This window comes from Actinoplanes sp. NPDC026623, from assembly GCF_040638275.1.
Classification (GTDB): Bacteria; Actinomycetota; Actinomycetes; order Mycobacteriales; family Micromonosporaceae; genus Actinoplanes.
Genome location: NZ_JBEZXZ010000105.1, coordinates 1 through 15,702, shown reverse-complemented (window position 1 = coordinate 15,702; position 15,702 = coordinate 1). Strand labels below are relative to the sequence as shown.

Genomic DNA, 15,702 nt, shown 5'->3' with positions numbered 1-15,702 from the left:
CTCCTGTGTTAATTCAAGTCTTGATGGAAGGGGTGGTGATATAGAACCATGAATGCCTTGCGACCGAAAGAGCGGGCTGGGGTGCGCGGACCGGTCAGAGGTCGGCCTTCTTGGGCTTCGTGATGGTGACGGGCTTGCCGTGGTCGCTGAACGTCGAGGTGAGCTTCCGCCTGCCGTCGACCGTGTTGAGGTCCATGACGATCGAGACGATGTGGCCCTGCGCGTCGGTCGTCGCGGTGTATCCGGCGTTGCCGCGGCTGAACAGGCTCATGCTCGGCGCGCCGAGCGGCAGGATGGCGACGCCCGCCGCGGGGGGATCGAAGGCGCCGTCGAGGGTGTTCCGGCCGGTCCGGTCCGTCCAGTCGACGGCGTCGGCGAAGGCGACCAGACCGCTGGGGTCCTCCGCCTCGACGGTCAGCAGCGGGTTGTCCGTGGCGAGGACTCCGAGGTTCTCGTGCACCCACCGCGACCGGTCGCCGGTCCTGGTGTAGAGGTCGTCGCCGATCAGGATCAGCTCGCCGGACCCGGCCTGCGGGCCGCCGGTGATCGTGAACCTCCGGGTGTACCGGTGCGCCGCCGGGTCGTGGGCGCCGGAGGCCTGGATCCGCTGACCGTCGAGGTAGTCGGCGTCGACGGCGTAGCGGTAGGTGCCCTTCTGAAACTGCGCCAGGGCGGCGAGCAACTCCTTCTTGGCGGCCGCGCTCGCCGCGACGGCGCTGCTGACGTCGATCTCCGGGCTTCGGCCGAGCGGTGCGGGATCGGTGCAGCCGGTCACCAGCACGACGGTGACGAGGGCGGCGGCGAGCAGGGCGGATCGGCGTGCGTACATGTTTCCCCCGTGGCGTGCAGATATTCGCGTGCGCCACTTTAGCGGCCCGGCCCCATCGGGCCGGGCCGCCGCCGGGGATTCAGACGCCCGCGAGCCGGCGCGACGACGAGCGCAGGTAGACCGCCCAGGTGACCAGCACGCACAGCGCGTAGAACGCGATGAACGCGAGGTAGGCCGCGTCCGCCGTCTGGTAGCTCAGGAACGACTGCCGGAAGGCCAGGTTGACCAGCACCCCGCCGAAGGCACCCACCGCACCGGCGATGCCGATCACCGCGCCGGAGAGCCGGCGCGCCTCGTGCTCCAGGCCCGGGTTCTTCAGCGAGAAGATCCGGGGGATCATCTTGTACGTCGAGCCGTTTCCGATGCCGCTGAACACGAACAGCGAGATGAACCCGACCAGGTACAGCGGCAGCGAATGCCGCTGCGAGGCCACCAGCACGATGCTCGCGCCGGCCGCCATCGCCACGAAGTTCCAGAACGTCACCCGGGCACCGCCGAGCCGGTCCGCCAGCGCGCCGCCGACCGGGCGGATCAGCGAGCCCAGCAGCGGGCCGAGGAACGTCAGGTACGCGGCCTTCACCGGGGTGCTGAAGTCCTCCGCGAACTGCACCTGCAGCACCTGGCCGAAGGCGAAGCCGAAGCCGATGAACGAGCCGAAGGTGCCGATGTACAGGAACGACATGATCCAGGTGTGCGGTTCCCGGACGGCGTCGCGCATCCCGCGTTTGGAGTTGCGCGCCTGCGACAGGTTGTCCATGTACATGGCGGAGCCGACCGCCGCGAGCACGATGAACGGGATGTAGATGCCCGCGACCAGCCCCGGATGCCCGGCGCCGAAGACCGCCAGGACGAACAGCCCGACCAGTTGCACGGCCGCCACGCCGAGGTTTCCGCCGCCGGCGTTGATGCCGAGCGCCCAGCCCTTGAGCCGGTCGGGGTAGAACGCGTTGATGTTCGCCATCGAGGAGGCGAAGTTGCCGCCGCCGACGCCCGCGGTGGCCGCCAGCAGGACCAGCGTCGTGTACGAGACGCCGGGCTCGATCAGGAACGCGGCCAGCAGCGCCGGCACCAGCAGCAGCGAGGCGCTGATGATGGTCCAGTTGCGTCCGCCGAAGCGGGCAACCGCGAACGTGTACGGGATCCGCAGCGTTGCGCCGACCAGCGCGGGCACGGCGGTGAGCAGGAACTTGCCGGCCGGGTCGATGCCGTACGCGGGGCCGAGGAAGAGCACGAGCACGGACCACATCGTCCAGATGGAGAAGCCGATGTGCTCGGAGAAGATCGAGAAGATCAGGTTGCGCCGCGCGATCCGGGCGCCGGTCTGCGCCCAGAACGCGGGGTCCTCGGGGCGCCAGTCGTCGATCCAATGCCCGCGCACGGTCAGGGCGGGGCGTTCCAGGGTGGTGGCGCTCATGAGGGGACCTCCGAGGAAGCTCGGGCGGAGACTACGACGTGGTCGTCGTCGTCGACGGAGACGGCGTAGACGGTGAGATCGTCCTGGCCGCTCAGGGAACAGCCGGTGTTCAGGTCGAAGGCGTACAGGTGCAGCGGGCAGACGACGACCTTCAGGTCGATCTGCCCGTCGGCGAGCGGCCCGCCGCGGTGCGGGCACACCGCCTGCAGGGCGCGCAGCGAGCCGTCGCGCAGCCGGAAGACGGCGACCATCTCGCCGTCGACGGCGTAGGTGCGGCCCTCGCCCAGGGGAATCTCGTCGACGTGGCCGAGGCGCGTCATGCCTGCACCGCGGCGGCGCGGACCGGGACCTGCGGCAGCACGATCAGCGGCAGCGAGGTGCGGAACTGGCCGGGCGTGACGGGCTCGGCCCGTTCCTTCCAGGGATCGCGATAGGCGCCGACGGACGCCTCCATCGCGGCGTCGAGCTCGGCGGCGATGCCGTCCGCGTCGTCCACGACGATCTCCCTGACCCGGTCGATGCCGATCCGCGGCACGAACGCGTACGTGCGCTCGAGCCAGTTGGCGTTCTCCCGGTAGTACTGCAGGAAGCGGCCGGTGAGCGTGATGACCTCGTCCGCCGAGCCGACCGTGGCGAGCAGGTCGCCCTTGCGGATGTGCGCGCCGGCGGCGCCGCCGACGTAGATCTCCCAGCGGCCACCGTCGATGGCGACGACACCCAGATCCTTCACGTACGCCTCGGCGCAGTTACGCGGGCAGCCGGTGACGGCGAGCTTCATCTTGCCGGGGCCCTCGATGCCCTGGAAGCGCTCCTCGAGGGCGATGCCGAGCGCGGTGGAGTCGCCGACGCCGAAGCGGCAGTAGTCCGAGCCGACGCAGGTCTTCACCGTCCGGAAGCTCTTGGCGTAGGCGTAACCGGACGGCATGTCCAGGTCGGCCCAGATCTTCGGCAGCGTCTCCTTCGGCACCCCGAGCAGGTCGATGCGCTGCCCGCCGGTCAGCTTCACCATCGGTACGGCGTACTTCTCGGCCACCTCGGCGATCCGCCTCAGCTGCGCCGGGGTGGTGACGCCGCCCTTCATCTGCGGCACCACCGAGAACGTGCCGTCACGCTGGATGTTGGCGTGCACCCGGTCGTTGATGAACCGCGAGTCGCGCTCGTCGACGTACTCCTCGCCCCACATCATCTTCAGCAGCGAGGCGAGACCCATCTTGCTCTTGGCGTCCTCCTGGCCACCGGGCACCAGCTTGGCGAAGACCGACGAGACCGAGCGCAGCCCGTACTGCCGGATCGCGGCCATCAGCTCCGGCTTGGGCATCGGCACGCCGGGCACGTACCAGCTCGCCGCGGGGTCCTCCTCGACCGTTCCCCCGGCGGCCCACTCGACTATCTGCGCGACCAGGCCTTTGCAGGTGCCGCAGCCCTTGCCGGCCCGGGTCTTGTCCATGACGCCGCTGACGGTCTTGCAGCCGCCGTGCACGGTGTCGGCGATGGTGCCCTTGGTGACGCCGTTGCAGTTGCAGACCTGCGCGTCGTCGGCGAGTTCGGCGGCGCTGACCTCGGCCGGCGGTCCGCCCAGGTCGAACATCAGCTCGACCCGGTCCTCCGGCAGTGCCAGGCCCCGGTCGAAGGCCTGCATCAGGAACGCGACCTTGCGGACGTCGCCGACCAGGGTGGCGCCGACGAGCCGGCCGTCGCGGATCACGATGCTCTTGTAGACACCCTTGCGGGGCTCGCTGAAGACCAGCGTCTCGTCGTCGTCGCGCTCGGCCTCCTTGAGCCCCATCGAGGCGACGTCGACGCCGGCCACCTTGAGCTTCGTGGCGATCCGGGAGCCGTGGTACGCGGCCTGCGGATCCCGGCCGGTGATGTGGTCCGCGAGCACCTTGGCCTGGTCCCAGAGCGGGGCCACCAGCCCGTACGTCGCGCCGCGGTGCTGGGCGCACTCGCCGACCGCGTAGATGTCGGGCTCGTCCTGCGCCCGCATCTGGTCGTCGACGACAATGCCGCGCTCGACGACCAACCCGCTGTTCGCGGCCATCTCGGCGTTGGCCCGGATGCCCGCGGCGACCACCACCACGTCGCATTCGATGATCCGGCCGTCGGCCAGCTTGACGCCGGTGACGGCGTGCTTGCCCATGATCTCGGTGGTCATGGCGTCGCAGACCACCTCGATGCCGAGCTTCTCCACGCTGCCCTGCAGGATCTTGCCGGCCGCCGCGTCCAGCTGGGTGTTCATCAGGTGGCCCATGGCGTGCAGCAGGGTCACGTGCGAGACGTGGTGCTGCAGGCCGCGGGCCGCCTCCAGGCCGAGCAGGCCGCCGCCGATGACCACGGCCCGCTCGTGCTCGCGGGCGTAGCGGATCATGTTGCGGGTGTCGTCGAGCGTCCGGAACGCGAACACGCCCTGGTGGTAGCCGCGGCCGGGGCGGTGGATGCCGGTGATCGGCGGCACCCAGGCCGAGCTGCCGGTCGCGATGATCAGCTTGTCGTACGCTGTCGCCGTGCCGTCCTCGGCGTACACCTGCTTGGCGAACCGGTCGACGCGGCTGATCCTGCGGCCGGAGTGCAGGGTGATGCCGTTGTCGGCGTACCAGCTGAGGTCGTTGAGGAAGATGCCCGACTCGTCCTCCACGCCGGCGAGGACGTTGGAGAGCATGATGCGGTTGTAATTGCCGTACGGCTCATCGCCGAACATGGTGATCTCGAAGCGGTCCGCGCCGCCGCGGGCGAGGATCTCCTCGACCGTGCGGGCGCCCGCCATCCCGTTGCCGATGACCACGAGTCGCTGCATCAGACCTCCACCAGCCCCAGGTCGATGACGACCGTGCCGGTGACGCCGGCGGGTGCGGCGAGCCACAACTCCACGCTCGTACCGGAATCCAGGTCCTCGACCACGCGCAGCGGGATGTGTACCTCGCCCTTGGCGCCGATCGGGAAGTAACGCATCGGCCTGCCGTCGCGCATCAGCACCACGCAGATCAGCTCCTCGGCGGAGTTGCCGCCGCGGAAGTACACGGCCTGCGCGACGACACCGTCGGGCACCGCGTAACCGAGGGCGACACCGATGGGTGCCGCCCGGTCGAGGCCCTTGCCCTCGAAGGCGAAGACGCCCTGCAGGAATCGGGGTGTGGATTGCACCTAGGTGGTCCCTTCGTGATGGGGGGCTGGGCTGATGGCGACCGCGCACGCCTTGAACGCGGGCATCCTGGAGTGCCGGTCGAGTGCCGGGTCGGTGAGCAGGTTGACCGCCTGGTCGCCGCCCCAGTGGAACGGCGCGAAGACGGTGTCCGGCCGGATGCCGGCGTTGAACCGGGCCCGGAACCGCGCCCTGCCGCGCCGGGTACGCAGCTCGACCATCTCGCTGTCGGCGACGCCGAGCCGGCGGCCCAGGTCGGGGTGCAGTTCGACGCGCGGCTCGGGCAGCGAGACGGTCAGCGCGGCGACCCGGCGGGTCTGGTTGCCGCTCTGGTACTGCTGCATGTTGCGGCCGGTCGTCAGCACGTACGGGAATTCGGCGTCCGGCATCTCGTGCGGATCGCGGTGCTCGACCCGGATGAACCGGGCCCTGCCGTCCGGGGTCGGGAACGTGTCGGTGAACATCCGCGGCGTGCCCGGATGGTCCTGCGCCGGGCACGGCCAGAACACACCCTGCTCGGCGTCGATGCGCTCATACGTGATGCCGGCGTAGTCGGCGATCCCGCCGGCGCTGGCCCGGCGCAGCTCGTCGAAGACGGTCCGCGGGTCGTCGCTGAAGAACTCACCGCGCCCCAGCCGCTCGGCGAGCCCGGCCAGGAACTGCAGGTCGGTGCGGACGTCCGGCGGCGGCGGCAGCGCCCTCCGGCGGCGGATGACCCGGCCCTCGAGGTTGGTCATCGTGCCCTCCTCCTCGGCGAACTGCGCCGTCGGCAGGACCACGTCGGCGAGCGCGGCGGTCTCGGAGAGGAAGATGTCGGAGACGACAAGCAGGTCCAGGGCGCGCATCCGGTCGATGACGTGCCCGGCGTGCGGCGCGGAGACGGCCATGTTGCTGGCCAGCACCAGCAGCACCCGGACCCCGCCGTCCGTGCCGAGACGGTCGAGCATCTCGTACGCGGAGACGCCGGGCCGCGGAAGCTCGTCGGGGTCGATGCCCCAGACCCCGGCGACGTGCGCCCGGGCGGCCGGATCGTCCAGCCGCCGGTAGCCGGGCAACTGGTCGGCCTTCTGCCCGTGCTCGCGCCCGCCCTGCCCGTTGCCCTGCCCGGTGATGGTGCCGTAGCCGGAGTTCGGCCGCCCGACCAGGCCCAGCGCCAGCGCCAGGTTCAGGTACGCCTGCGCCGTGTCGGTGCCGTTGCTGTGCTGCTCGGCGCCGCGCGCGGTGAGGATCATCGACGGGCGTTCGGTGGCGAGCAGCCGGACGGTCTCGCGCAGGTCCGCCTCGCTGACGCCGGTCATCCGCTCGACCCGCCCGGGCCAGTAGGAGGCGACCGCCGCGCGGACGGCGTCGAAGCCGGTGGTCCGGTCCCGGATGTACTCCTCGTCGAGCAGCCCCTCCCGGATCGCGACGTGCAGCATCCCGTTGGCCAGCGCCAGGTCCGTGCCGGGCAGCGGCTGCAGATGCCGGTACGCGCCCGCGGCGGTCGGCGTGCGCCGCGGGTCGACGACGATGTGCCGGGCACCCTCGGCCCGCCCGGCGTCGAGGTACTGCATGGACGGCGGCATCGCGTCGGCCGGGTTGGCGCCGACCAGCAGCACGGTCCTCGCCCCGGCCACGTCCTCGAGCGGGAACGGCAGGCCCCGGTCGACGCCGAGCGCGCGGTTGCCGGCGGTCGCGGCCGACGACATGCAGAACCGGCCGTTGTAGTCGATCGACGCGGACCCCAGCGCCACCCGGACGAACTTCCCGAGCGTGTACGCCTTCTCGTTGGTCAGCCCGCCGCCGCCGAACGCACCGACGCTGTCCGGGCCGTACTCCCGCTGGCTGCGCCGGATCGCCGCGACGATGCGCTCGTACGCCTCGTCCCAGGTGGCCTCGCGCAGCGGGCTGCCGCGGTCCGCGGGATCCTTGCGCACCAGCGGCGTGAGCAGCCGGTCGGAGTGGTCGAGCAACTCGGCGGCGGTCCAGCCCTTGGCGCACAGGCCGCCGCGGTTGACCGGGAATTCAGTGGGTTCGAGCCGGACCCGCGGGATCTCGGGCGTCAGCGCGATGCCGCACTGCAACGCGCAGTACGGGCAATGCGTCTCGGTCACGGTCACGCGGATGATGTTTGTCGATCACCGTTACCGCGCCGGACCGTCGCCGTTGCCGCGGCGTTCAGAAATCCCTACATACGGCTCGGCACCATTGTGAGGTGCTCGTAACGGGCGAGTACCAGGTCGGCCACCGCCGGATCGGCGCAGAGCGGCGGCGTCACCGCGTCGGCCCCGGCCCGGTGCAGCGAACGGTAGAACAGGCCCTCGGCCAGCAGGTACGCGGCGACCGTCACCCGCCGCGCGCCCCGCGCCCGGAGCCCGGCGACCACATCGGGCACCCGCAGCTCGGCGCCCGACGCGTACGCCACGTGCGCGTTCAGCCGGGCGGCCACGTCGGCGATCCCGGCCCGCCACCCCGGATCCGACGAGCCGGCCGCGGCCAGCACCACCGCGTCGGTGTCCCCGATGCGCCGCCGCAGGCTCTCCACCAGGACGGGGTCGGGACCCAGCGGGGCGGTGGCGACCGCGTCGGCGCCGGCGACCGCCTCGGCGATGTCCACGCGTACGTGATAGCCGGACGACAGCAGCAGCGGCACGACCACCGCGCGCAACCCCCGGATGGCGTCCGCGACCCGGGGCTGCTGCACGTCGGCGAAGGCGAGCCGGACGTCCACGTCCGGGCGCCGGCAGGCGACCCGGTCGACCAGGTCGCGGATCTGCGCCTGGCCGGCGGCGGAACGGGTGCCGTGCGCGACGGCCAGCAATACCGGCAGGCGGCTCATGTGTCTACCCTTCGCTTGTGCTCCCGGCGCCCGCGGTCACGCGGCCGACTCGTCGACCCGCAGCCGGTAGCCGCGCTTGATGACGGTCTCGATGTGGCCCGCGGAGCCGAGCGCGGTGCGCAACCGGGCGATCGCGACGTCGACGGCGTGCCCGTCGGTGCCCCGCGGCAGCGACGTGACCAGGCGATCCTTGGAGACGACAGCGCCCGGCCGGGCCGCGAGCGAGGCGAGGATCGCCATCGCGGCCGGCGCGAGCGTCTGCAACCGGCCGTCGATGAGCACGGCGTGACCGCGGATCTCCAGGACGGTGCCGGCGACCGTGAGCTTCGCGGCGCGCCGCGGCAACTCGTCGGTGACGACCTTGACCAGGGCGCCGAGCCGGGAGCGGTGCGGCGTCACCACCGGAACGTCCCGCTCGACCAGCGACGCGGCCGTGACCGGCCCGACGCAGGCCGCCATCGTGCCGGTCCGGAACCGCTCGAGCACGTCGACGGCGGCGTCCCCGGCGATCTCCAGCAGCGCCTGCACCGCCGGCGCGCTGGTGAACGTGACGGCGTCGACCTGGCCGGCCGCGAGCTGGCCGACGAGGCGCCGCACCGGCGCGACGTCCGACGGCAGCGTCCAGCGGTAGACCGGTACCTCCACGACCGCGGCACCGGCCGCCCGCAGCCCGGCGGCGAACTCCACCTGCGGTCCGCCGTGCAACTGCACCGCGATCCGCCGCCCGGCGATGCCCTGCGCCCGCAGCCGCTCCAGAATCTCCTCGCACGACTCGCTCGGCGCCGACCACTCCTCGGTCAGGCCGGCGGCCCGGATCGCCCCGCACGGCTTGGCGCCGCGGGCGATCAGCCGGGCCCGGCTGAGCGCGGCCCGCAGGGTGTCGCCCATCCCCCAGCCCTCGGCGGCCTCGAGCCAGCCCCGGAACCCGATCCCGGTGGTGGCGACCACGATGTCGGGCGCGAGCCCGACGCAGGCCTCGGTCGCGGCGTGCAACGCCTGGTCGTCGCCGAGCGGCACGATCGTGATCGCGGGCGCGACCACGACCTTGGCGCCCCGGCGCTGGAACAGGGCCGACAGCTCGTCGCGGCGCCGCTCGGCGGTGACCGCGACGGTGAAGCCGGCAAGCGGGCCGGCGGGTGCATCGGGGGCGGGAGCGCCCGCGGGCGTCACCGGCCCGGTCAGGTCGGCCATCCCGACAGCCTGCCCACCAGCCATTACCTGCGCGCGTTGGAAATGTTTCGGCCGTGAAAACCACGCCTCACATCAGCGATCTTGATCAGGTGAGATCGCCCGGCCTCCGCCTCCCTGCCCGACTCCCCGAACGCACCGCCCACCGAACGTGATGTCACCCGCCGTGAGCAGTCGCGGCTCGCCCACGATCCGCCAGGTCATGCCGTCGCGGGCCGACACCGACCTCGCCAGCGGGATCATCACCCCTCAGCGCAAGCCCATGCCATCGTCGTGTGTGGCGCGATCACGAGGCAACGACAGAGCCCCCAACGCAGCCTCATCCACGCGGCCACCGCACCGACGTCTCTTCACGACGGTCAGCTGGAGCTGGCCCGAACTCACCATGATCACTAGCGGCGGGGATATCTGATGGTTTGGCCCCTGCCGGCGGGCGACCTGGCGCCCGATCGGGTGGAATCGAGGTCACCGTGCTTCGGACAGCAGGCGGCCGACCGCGTCCGCGGCCTTGAGGGCCGAGCCGGTCAGCACGACCACCGCCGTTTCGCCGCGGCGCAGCGTGCCGCGGCGCAGGAACTCGCGGACGGCCGGCAGCACGATCGAGCTGGTCGGTTCCGCGTACAGGCCGCGGTGGGCCAGTTCGAAGGTGGCGGGCGCGATGTCGGGCTCGGCGACCGCCGTCATGTCGCCGCCGGAGGCGCGGACGGCCGCGAGCACCTCGCGGTCGCGCACCGGCACCGCGATCGCCGTGCCCTCGGCAACGGTCGGTGACCACTCCCCCGGCGACACCGCGGCGGCGCCGGCGGCGAAGGCGGTGACCAGCGGGCCGCATCGAGCCGGCTGGGCGACCAGCAGCCGCGGCCGCCGGGCGATAGCGCCCGAACGCAGCAGCTCGCCGAAGCCGACGTGGCAGCCGAGCACCAGGCTGCCGGCCCCGGCCGGCAGCACCACCGCGTCCGGCGCGGTGAAGCCCAGGTCCTCCCAGATCTCGTACGCGATCAGCTTCGTGCCCTGCAGGAAGAACGGATGCCAGTTGTGGCTGGAGTAGAAGGTGCCGGCCGAGCGGCGCACCGCCTCGTCGGCCGTGGCCTGCCGCGTCCCCGGCACCAGCTCGACGCCGGCGCCGTGCACCCGGCTCTGCTGGATCTTGGCGGGCGACGTCGACTCGGGGGCGAGGATGGTGGCCCGGATCCCGGCGGCGGCGGCGTAGGCGGCCACCGACGAGCCGCCGTTGCCGCTGCTGTCCTCGAGCATCTCGGTCACGCCCTGGCCGGCCAGGGTCGAGACCATGACGGTGGTGCCGCGGTCCTTGAAGCTGGCGGTCGGGTTGAACCACTCGGGCTTCACCGACAGCGGCACGCCGTCGACCTCGAACGGCAGCAGCGGCGTGCACCCCTCGCCGAGGCTCACCGGGCGGTCGTAGGGCTGCGGCAGGGCGGCCGCGTAGCGCCACTGGGACCGTACGCGGGTGTCGATGTCGTCGCGGGTGATCCCCGGCAGGTCCTCGACCAGCAGGGGTGAGCCGTCGTCGCCCCGCCAGCGCGGCTCGTCCAACGGGTAACGCCGCCCGGCGCGGTCCACCAACATCCCCTGATCCTGCCAGAGCCACGGTCGGAAACCGGCGCGGCCGTACCGGGACAGCGCGCGCCCGGCGGCCATGATCACGTTAAAGTTCGAGTCGTGAACAGCGTCGATTTCGGCCGAACCGCCGATGACTACAGCCGCCACCGGGCGGGCTTTCCGGACGAGTTGACGGACCGGCTCGCCCGGCTGGGCATCGGCGGCCCCGGGCAGGACGTGGTGGATCTCGGCACCGGCACGGGCAGCCTGGCCCGGCTCTTCGCCCTGCGCGGTGCCGCGGTCACCGGCGTCGACCCGGCTGCCGCGCTGCTCGACAAGGCGCGCCTGCTCGACGCGCGGGTGGGTGCCGAGGTCGGCTACGTGGTGGGTGCCGCCGAGCGGACCGGCCTGCCGGACGGCTGCGCCGACGTCGTCTCCGCGGGGCAGTGCTGGCACTGGTTCCGTGCGGCTGAGGCCACCGCCGAGGTGCGGCGGCTGCTGCGGCCCGGCGGGAGCGTGGTCATCGTGCACTTCGACTGGCTTCCGGTGTCCGGCAACGTCGTCGCCGCCACCGAGGCGCTGATCCTCCGGCACAACCCGGCGTGGACGCTCGCGGGCGGCACCGGGCTCTATCCGCGCTGGCTCACCGATCTCCGGCTGGCTGGCTTCACCGGGATCGAGACGTTCTCGTTCGATCTCGATGTCGCGTATTCGCACCTCGACTGGGTCGGGCGGATCCGGGCCAGCGCCGGCGTCGCGGCCACCCTCGATCCGGCGGCGGTGGGCGTCTTCTCCGCCGAGCTGACCGCTCTGCTCGCCGACCGGTTCCCCGGCGACCCACTGCTGGTTCCGCACCGGGTGTGGGCGGTGACCGCCCGCCGACCGGCGTAAACGGCGGCTGCCCCGCGCGACGCAGGGCCTGCGGGTCGGGGCCGGGCGGGCACGCGACCGCACCTGGACAGGCCCTACACGCCCGCCACCGTCAGCGACCGTCAACAACCCGCGGACCGAGTCGCCCTGCACCGGCAACCCTGGCGACACAAGACCCGCAGGCCAGGACCGGGCGGGGCGCGCGACCGCACCCGGCCCACCACGGTCAGCGACCGTCAACAACCCGCAGACCGAATCGCCCTGCACCGGCAACCCCGAGCAATGCAACACCCGCAGGCCAGAGCCGGGCAGACACGCGACCGCACCCGGCCCACCACGGTCAGCGACCGTCAACAACCCGCAGACCGAGTCGCGCTGCACCGGCGACCCGAGCGACGCTAGACCGGCAGGTCAGGGCCGGGCGGGCAGGCGACCGCATCCGGGCGGGCCTGGCGGGGTCAGCAGCCGGTGAGCCTGGACAGCAGGCCGCGGACGGAGTTGCGCAGGACGCGCAGCATCGCGCCGATTCTGTTGACGACGCCGTCGGCGCTGATCAGGGCCTCGCCGAGCAGCGCCGACGCGCGGTCCATCAGCAGCTTGGCCCGGGCCAGGTCGTCGCTGTCGTCGCGCAGCTGCCACAGCCGCTGCGCCTGGTCCCAGGCATGCGCCCGGGTCGCCGAGACCAGCACCCGCTGGCTCCAGTCGTCCAGGTTGCCGACCAGGTGGTCGATGCGCAGCTGCCACGCCGTGGAGTAGCGCCGGCGCAGCGACGGGATCTCCTCGAAGAAGATCTTGTTGATCAGCAGGTAGTCCGGGTGGATGACCTCGTCGGTCGGCGCGCCCGTCCGCTCCCAGGTGGCGACCAGCGCGAGCGCCAGGTCGTGGTTGATGTGCGCGTTGACGCCCAGCATCGCGGCGGTCAGCCTGCTCACCTTGAGGCTGCCGGCGCGGCGGAACAGCACCTCCCAGGCGTCGGGGGTGGCGTCGTCGTCGGCACCCCAGCGGCGCAGGGCGTCGAAGTACCGCTTGGCGAACTCGACGTCGAGCAGCTCGAGGAAGACCGGGTCCCGCACGTCCTCGCCGCTGAGCGACTTGGCGACCCGGTCGGTGATGGTGAAGTAGAGCGAGTTGAACGCGGCCACCCGGTTGTTGCCGCCCGTCGGCGGCAGGCCGTCGAGGATCTTCTGGGCGGCGGTGAGCCGGGTCAACACGCCTGCGATGTCGGTCGGCGGCGTCGCGCAGAGCTCGGCGACCTCCCGCCCGGCCGGCTCCCAGCCCCGGCCCGGCCAGCCGGCCGGGGCGAGCTGGACCCGCTCGTCGCGCAGCAGCGCGGCGCTGTCCGTTACGCGGTCGCGGTCGAACGCGACTTTCATGGGAACCTCCACGTCGTTCACCATGGAGTCGCCGGGCCGGGCTGACCATAGTCGGGGCGGCTACCCGACAGTAGTGGCCTCGTGATCGGGGCAGACAAGCTCCGCGAAGCGGGCGGCATCGATGTTTCCGCCCGAAATGATCAGGCCGACCCGGGGCGGCAGGCGCTCGATCCGGCCGGCCATCAGCGCGGCGAGCGGGCTGGCCCCGCTGGGCTCCATGACGACCCGCATCCGCTCGAAGGCGAAGCGCATCGCCGCTCGGATCTCGTCGTCGGTGACGAGGGCGATCTCGTCGACGAGGCGGCGGTTGATCGAGAAGGTCAGCTCGCCGGGTATGTCCGCGCCCTGGCCGTCGGCGATGGTGCGCGGCACGGAAATCCCCACCCGCCGCCCCGCGACCAGCGACCGCCGGGTGTCGTCGCCCGCCTCCGGCTCCACCCCGATCATCCGGATGCCGGGGTGCAGGCCCTTGGCCGCGGTGGCGCTGCCCGCGAGCAGCCCGCCGCCGCCGGCCGGCACCAGCAGCGCGCCGAGTTCGCCGGTCTCCTCCAGCAGTTCGAGCGCGGCGGTCCCCTGCCCGGCGATCACGTCCGGGTGCTCGTACGGCGGGATCAGGGGAAGGCCGCGCTCGGCGGCCAGCGCCGCACCCAGGGCGGCCCGGTCGGCGGTGTAGCGGTCGTAGGTGATGATCTCGGCGCCGTAGCCCTCGGCCGCCGCGCGCTTGGACGCCGGCGTGTCCGCCGGCATGAGGATGACGGCGGTGGTGCCGAACTCGCGGGCGGCGAGGGCGAGGGCCTGCGCGTGGTTGCCGGACGAGAACGCCGCCACGCCGCCGGCCCGCTGCCCCGGCGACAGCCGGGAGAGCGCGTTGTAGGCGCCGCGGAACTTGAAGGCGCCCGCCCGCTGGAGGTTCTCGGCCTTGAGGTGGATCTCGGCACCGACCATGGCGTCGAGGGTCCGCGAGCGCAGCACCGGGGTGCGGTGGGCGACGCCCACCAGTCGGGCAGCGGCGTCCCGCACATCCTCGAGGGTGATCGTGATCATGGACGCGACCGTATCAACCGCCCTCGACCGTGCCCGCTCGGTTCAAACTCGCCGTCAAAGATGAACGCCGCTTCCGTGCCGGGCTACGCCTGTCGAAGCTGCCGCACCACAAAACCCTCGACGACTACAACTTCAGCTACCAACCCGACCTGGACCACGCAAAGTCCGCGACCTCGCCACCCTGTCGTTCGTGGTCGTTCGTGCAGAACAAAGCCAACGTCGCTCTGGTCGGGCCGCCCGGGCAAGGCGCACATCGCCGTCGCACTTGCGGTCGCCGCCTGCCGGGCCGGGTTCACCGTCTCCTTCACCACCCTCGACGACCTGGTCCGCCAACTCGAAGCCGCCGACGCGATCGGCCGGCTCACCCGCAAACTACACACCTACCTGCGCCATACGTCCTCCTCGTCGACGAAGTCGGGTATCAGCCCCTCGAACGCACCGAGGCGAACCTGGTCTTCCAAGTCATATCGAAGAGGTATGAAAAGGGCTCGACGTTGTTGACTTCCAACAAGGGCTTCGGCGAATGGGGCCAAGTGTTCGGAGACGAGGTCTTGGCAACCGCGATCCTTGATCGCCTGCTGCATCACTGCGATGTCGTCCCGATCAACGGACCCAGCTACCGGCTCAAGAACCGGCTCACCGCCATCGAGAATGTTGCCTGATACAGCGGGCTAATTCTCCGGTTCGTCACACTCGTCGACGACTCGATAGCCCTGGGAGATACAGCTGTCACGGTGCTGCTCAACCCAGCGGTGACCAGCGGCGGGATCGTCTCCCCAGTGGGGGATCGTGTCGGTGACCACCTTGCCGTCACGCTCATGGATGACACGGATCTCCGCACCAACGTCATCACCAATGTCATCGATTGAGGCCATGACGATGATGGTGTCGAGGCCGTTAGCTGATTCTCGGCGGAAGGTCTCTGTTCTGATGGGCACGGAGACATCGTCGCACCCGGCACCGGGTGGTCCACAAGCACCAACCCGATGATTCGGCCCTTTGGCCGGGTCCTCTACGATCCACATCTACCTTTTGGCGGATGTCACGGCGATCACCGCATGGAACGACTCATTGACCATTTCTGCCAGGCTGCGTCGCCACGACCCAAGAGGACCTGCGAGGGGAACGCCAATCTTGGCTACAGTAGCTGGCACCCCATTCACAGAACTCATGTCGCGATGACGAGCATGACCTCTGCAAGATCAGCCGTACTTACCCCGACAGCGGCATTACCGGGCCCTATTTCGACACGCGTGGTCCTGCACCGAAGCCGCCGCGCGGATCCGGTGAACGCTATTGCCGAAGTGAGATTGGCATGATCATTCGCGGGCGTGTCGGGGCGGGGTGCGGGAGAATTCTCCGGTGGGACAGTTGTCATTGTTCGGCAGGTCGGAATTGGCGGCGATGCGGGACCGGACCGCGCGGCGAAACTATTCAGCCGCCGCTGAGGAATTTCGTCGTGAGCAC

13 protein-coding genes and 1 pseudogene are annotated in these 15,702 nt (G+C 71.3%); 2 read left to right on the top strand and 12 right to left on the bottom strand.

Annotation, left to right across the window (positions count from 1 at the left end):
* Positions 1–94: 94 nt before the first annotated feature.
* From AB0F10_RS27010 to AB0F10_RS26970, 9 genes are all read right to left on the bottom strand, one after another.
* Complete coding sequence (locus tag AB0F10_RS27010) at positions 95–829, bottom strand: hypothetical protein (protein ID WP_360630721.1); 735 nt, start codon at positions 827–829, stop codon at positions 95–97.
* 79 nt (positions 830–908) lie between these two features.
* Positions 909–2,243, bottom strand: a complete 1,335-nt coding sequence (locus tag AB0F10_RS27005) for a nitrate/nitrite transporter (RefSeq protein WP_360630718.1) — start codon at positions 2,241–2,243, stop codon at positions 909–911.
* Positions 2,240–2,563 carry a Rieske 2Fe-2S domain-containing protein gene (locus AB0F10_RS27000; protein ID WP_360630715.1) on the bottom strand — a complete coding sequence of 108 codons (324 nt, stop codon included), beginning with the start codon at positions 2,561–2,563 and terminating at the stop codon, positions 2,240–2,242. Before AB0F10_RS27000 ends, AB0F10_RS27005 begins: the two co-directional genes overlap by 4 nt.
* A complete protein-coding gene (nirB, locus tag AB0F10_RS26995; RefSeq protein WP_360630712.1) occupies positions 2,560–5,037 on the bottom strand; it encodes a nitrite reductase large subunit NirB in 2,478 nt (825 codons plus the stop codon). Before nirB ends, AB0F10_RS27000 begins: the two co-directional genes overlap by 4 nt.
* Positions 5,037–5,384 (bottom strand): molybdopterin oxidoreductase, encoded by a 348-nt coding sequence (locus AB0F10_RS26990; RefSeq protein ID WP_360630709.1) that lies wholly within the window; start codon positions 5,382–5,384, stop codon positions 5,037–5,039. Before AB0F10_RS26990 ends, nirB begins: the two co-directional genes overlap by 1 nt.
* Positions 5,385–7,481: a molybdopterin oxidoreductase family protein gene (locus AB0F10_RS26985; protein WP_360630706.1), complete on the bottom strand. Its 2,097-nt coding sequence runs from the start codon at positions 7,479–7,481 to the stop codon at positions 5,385–5,387.
* Positions 7,482–7,549: 68 nt separating this feature from the next.
* On the bottom strand, positions 7,550–8,200 hold the full coding sequence (locus AB0F10_RS26980; RefSeq protein WP_360630703.1) for a CbiX/SirB N-terminal domain-containing protein: 651 nt from the start codon (positions 8,198–8,200) through the stop codon (positions 7,550–7,552).
* Positions 8,201–8,236: 36 nt separating this feature from the next.
* Positions 8,237–9,391: a uroporphyrinogen-III synthase gene (locus tag AB0F10_RS26975; RefSeq protein ID WP_360630700.1), complete on the bottom strand. Its 1,155-nt coding sequence runs from the start codon at positions 9,389–9,391 to the stop codon at positions 8,237–8,239.
* 462 nt (positions 9,392–9,853) lie between these two features.
* Positions 9,854–10,975 carry a pyridoxal-phosphate dependent enzyme gene (locus AB0F10_RS26970; protein ID WP_360630697.1) on the bottom strand — a complete coding sequence of 374 codons (1,122 nt, stop codon included), beginning with the start codon at positions 10,973–10,975 and terminating at the stop codon, positions 9,854–9,856.
* Positions 10,976–11,068: 93 nt separating this feature from the next.
* Here AB0F10_RS26970 and AB0F10_RS26965 point away from each other — a divergent pair, with 93 nt between their 5' ends.
* On the top strand, positions 11,069–11,839 hold the full coding sequence (locus tag AB0F10_RS26965; RefSeq protein WP_360630694.1) for a methyltransferase domain-containing protein: 771 nt from the start codon (positions 11,069–11,071) through the stop codon (positions 11,837–11,839).
* A gap of 437 nt (positions 11,840–12,276) precedes the next feature.
* On the opposite strand, the gene AB0F10_RS26960 is transcribed toward AB0F10_RS26965, so the two are convergent.
* Entirely contained in the window at positions 12,277–13,191 is a 915-nt protein-coding gene (locus AB0F10_RS26960) for a DUF5995 family protein (RefSeq protein ID WP_360630691.1), read from the bottom strand.
* A 60-nt stretch (positions 13,192–13,251) separates the two neighbouring features.
* Positions 13,252–14,235, bottom strand: coding sequence for a pyridoxal-phosphate dependent enzyme (locus AB0F10_RS26955; RefSeq protein WP_360630688.1), 984 nt, complete (start codon positions 14,233–14,235; stop codon positions 13,252–13,254).
* A gap of 29 nt (positions 14,236–14,264) precedes the next feature.
* Between AB0F10_RS26955 and istB the strand changes: the two are divergent.
* A pseudogene (gene istB / locus AB0F10_RS26950) lies at positions 14,265–14,897 on the top strand (IS21-like element helper ATPase IstB).
* 9 nt (positions 14,898–14,906) lie between these two features.
* Here the strand turns inward: istB and AB0F10_RS26945 are convergent.
* A complete protein-coding gene (locus AB0F10_RS26945; protein WP_360630686.1) occupies positions 14,907–15,173 on the bottom strand; it encodes a hypothetical protein in 267 nt (88 codons plus the stop codon).
* Positions 15,174–15,702 lie beyond the last annotated feature (529 nt).

What these genes read in the sequence shown, in the direction of transcription:
- AB0F10_RS27000 (WP_360630715.1), bottom strand. Translation starts at nt 2,563, where the DNA reads ATGACGCGCCTCGGCCACGTCGACGAGATTCCCCTGGGCGAGGGCCGC.
- AB0F10_RS26975 (WP_360630700.1), bottom strand. Translation starts at nt 9,391, where the DNA reads ATGGCCGACCTGACCGGGCCGGTGACGCCCGCGGGCGCTCCCGCCCCC.
- AB0F10_RS27010 (WP_360630721.1), bottom strand. Translation starts at nt 829, where the DNA reads ATGTACGCACGCCGATCCGCCCTGCTCGCCGCCGCCCTCGTCACCGTC.
- AB0F10_RS26955 (WP_360630688.1), bottom strand. Translation starts at nt 14,235, where the DNA reads ATGATCACGATCACCCTCGAGGATGTGCGGGACGCCGCTGCCCGACTG.
- AB0F10_RS26980 (WP_360630703.1), bottom strand. Translation starts at nt 8,200, where the DNA reads ATGAGCCGCCTGCCGGTATTGCTGGCCGTCGCGCACGGCACCCGTTCC.
- AB0F10_RS26960 (WP_360630691.1), bottom strand. Translation starts at nt 13,191, where the DNA reads ATGAAAGTCGCGTTCGACCGCGACCGCGTAACGGACAGCGCCGCGCTG.
- nirB (WP_360630712.1), bottom strand. Translation starts at nt 5,037, where the DNA reads ATGCAGCGACTCGTGGTCATCGGCAACGGGATGGCGGGCGCCCGCACG.
- AB0F10_RS26970 (WP_360630697.1), bottom strand. Translation starts at nt 10,975, where the DNA reads ATGTTGGTGGACCGCGCCGGGCGGCGTTACCCGTTGGACGAGCCGCGC.
- AB0F10_RS27005 (WP_360630718.1), bottom strand. Translation starts at nt 2,243, where the DNA reads ATGAGCGCCACCACCCTGGAACGCCCCGCCCTGACCGTGCGCGGGCAT.